3 protein-coding genes are annotated in these 2,431 nt (G+C 73.0%); all 3 read right to left on the bottom strand.

The features are described 5' to 3' along the window. On the bottom strand, positions 1-420 hold a 420-nt coding region (locus HMPREF0731_RS12310), incomplete at its 3' end, for a DNA translocase FtsK 4TM domain-containing protein (RefSeq protein ID WP_007004468.1). A gap of 183 nt (positions 421-603) precedes the next feature. After that, on the bottom strand, positions 604-1,590 hold the full coding sequence (locus HMPREF0731_RS12305) for a hypothetical protein (RefSeq protein ID WP_007004467.1): 987 nt from the start codon (positions 1,588-1,590) through the stop codon (positions 604-606). A gap of 340 nt (positions 1,591-1,930) precedes the next feature. Beyond that, positions 1,931-2,431, bottom strand: a 501-nt coding sequence (locus tag HMPREF0731_RS12300; protein ID WP_007004466.1) for a DNA/RNA helicase domain-containing protein, incomplete at its 5' end; no start/stop codon positions are given.

Here is a 2,431-nt window from a genome sequence, read left to right as displayed (position 1 = left end):
CGCGGCGGCGAGCATGGGCAGCGCCACCACCACGGCGGCCAGCCGCCAGGGGAAGGGGGCCAGCCCCTTCTGCGTCGCCAGCCGCCAGGCCCAGCCCAGCGCGACGCCCACCGGCAGCAGCGCCGCCCAGCCGAAGCCCTGCAGCAGCAGGTCCGACACCACGGCGCCGAGCGGCCCGGCCAGGTTGGTGGGCAGGGCGCTGGTGGCCTTGGAGAAGGAGGGATCGTCCGGGTTGTAGCTGACCAGCGCGACCAGCAGCGCCAGCCCGACCAGCCCCAGCACCAGCCCCGCCAGCTCGGCGCCGCGGCGGGCCAGGGCGGCCTTCATCGCCGGGGAGGCGAAGCGGCGCGCGCCCTCGGCAAGACGTCCGCCGGAATTGGGGGCGGGGCTGGAATTTCGGTCGGCATAGGCGCGCGGCATCGGCCTCGGTCACTCTGTTGCTGAGCGGGTGACTGAGGCTAGCACGGCAAATAATTGGAATGAAAGGAAAGGGATGGAGAAAGGACGACCGCCCCCTCTCTCCGCCCCGCGCCGTGGCCGCGATGTGACAGTGCGGTGCGCCGGATCGGCGCCGACCTCATGCCATCCGGGGCGCGCGTAAGGTCAGGTCGCGTTCATCGCCAGGCCCCTGATGTCCCTCGCGGCAGCGGCACCCAGCAGCTCCGGCAGCACGGCGGCCAGCTGCAGGCGAACCGAGACATGGCCCGGCAACATCGTGTTGAGATGGTGCCAGGCCCCGGGGACCACGATATGCGCCTCATGCCGCCGTGAGTTCATGCCGCCAAAGCCGTCGATCTCTCCGAGGAACTGCCTCACCCGGGGCATCTGGCTCGGCAGGTGCACCACGGCGCCGAAGGTGGCGACAGCCAGGCGGGGCGCGACCCGCGCGAAGCGTGCCGCATCGACGCTCCGCAAGCCGTAGAGGGCATTGGCGATGCTCAGGCAGCCCTTGCTGTGGCCCACCAGCAGCCGCGGCTCGAAGGCCGGATCGCCCAGCAGGCCCAGCAGGGCCTCGCTGTCGGGAGCCCCCTCGACATAGCCCGAGCTGGAGGCGCCGCCTTTCCCGAAGGCGCCCCGGCCTGGCGTTTCGTCCATCGAACTCAGGAAGGGCGCGAAGCGGTCCAGAATCCTGTCGGCCGTCTGGCGCGCCTGGTTGGCGGCGCCAAAGCCGAACCAGCCGCCGACCGCCTCGCCGAACAGGTCGGCCGCGCCATAGCCGGACACGATCCCGGCCACCGGCGCGCCGAGGGCGTCCGCGACATTGCGGGCCAGCGCCGCGGTTCCCAGCGCCGAGCTGCCAACACCGGCCAGGACGACCGCGGTGGTGCGCTCCCGCGCCTGGGCCAGGAAGCCGGCGACGGTGCGAAACCGCTCGACCCCCACCTCGGCCGCGCGGGCGGGCTGCACCAGCAGCACGCTGCCCTCGGGATTGGAGTCCGCGCCGAGGATCAGGCTTTCTCCCGCTGTCAGGCAGCCGACGTCATAGAACCAGGAATCCAGGGCGGTGTTGCGGCCGCGGAGCATCCGCAAGGCGGGCCCCACCAAAGCGCGCTCAGCCTCGGCATACCCCGCGATGTTGGAGATCGGCATGGCATCGTCCTGCGCTGATGACGCGGGCGATCTTGCAGCGCAGCATCATGATTCGCAACCGAATTGAATTGCGGCCGGGCCCGGCGCGCGGCAGGGTCGCGCCCTCGGTGCCGGCCGGTGGAGGCCAGCACCGGGCCTGCCAGGGACGCGCTTCGCCCTGCCACGCCCAGGGCGCGCCCGGACGAGGCCGGCCACCGCCCTGGCCATGCCGTGCGCTCCCCCGCCCCGCGCGCTGCGTCCGGGAGAGGAACACGGCCAGCGGCGGGACATGCTTCCGGCGGCCGCGCCCGCGCGGGGGAGCGGGAGGCGGAACGGGGGCATGGCGGTGGCCGGAGTGCGCCTAGAGCAGACGGGCTTCCGCCTTGGCCCCCGCCGCCTCGTCGTTCCCGAGGAGGGGGACGCCGCAGGCGAGCAGATACTCGGCGAGCGCCTCGGCCTCGGCCGGTGGGCGGGTTTCATCCTGCGGGTCGCCGCGCGGCACCAGGATCAGCGTCTCATAGCGGGCGCGGGTCAGCAGCACGCGATAGGTGTTGCGGAGATGCCGGCGTGTCTCCGCCTGCCCCACCACATTCCAGCGCGCGCCGGACAAGCGCCGCGCCTGCCAGCGATCGCCGGCACGAACAAAGTCGCCGCCCCAGGCCAGGCCGACCAGATCCAGCTCCAGCCCCTGGCAGGCATATTCGGTGGCGCAGACCTCCAGCGCGTCGGAGGCGCGGATATCCGGCCAGCGGCGCAGGAACCAGTTCACCACCTCCTCATCGGCGCCGTGCAGCTGGGCGCCCAGCCCCTCGGCGCGCAGCCGCTTCGCCTTGGCCGAGCAGACCAGCCCGGCGCGGCGCAG

Origin of the sequence: Pseudoroseomonas cervicalis ATCC 49957, assembly GCF_000164635.1 — a bacterium.
Classification (GTDB): domain Bacteria; phylum Pseudomonadota; class Alphaproteobacteria; order Acetobacterales; family Acetobacteraceae; genus Pseudoroseomonas; species Pseudoroseomonas cervicalis.
Note: the sequence above shows the minus strand (reverse complement) of the source record. Positions and strands in the feature narration are given on the sequence as shown.

What these genes read in the sequence shown, in the direction of transcription:
- HMPREF0731_RS12305 (WP_007004467.1), bottom strand. Translation starts at nt 1,590, where the DNA reads ATGCCGATCTCCAACATCGCGGGGTATGCCGAGGCTGAGCGCGCTTTG.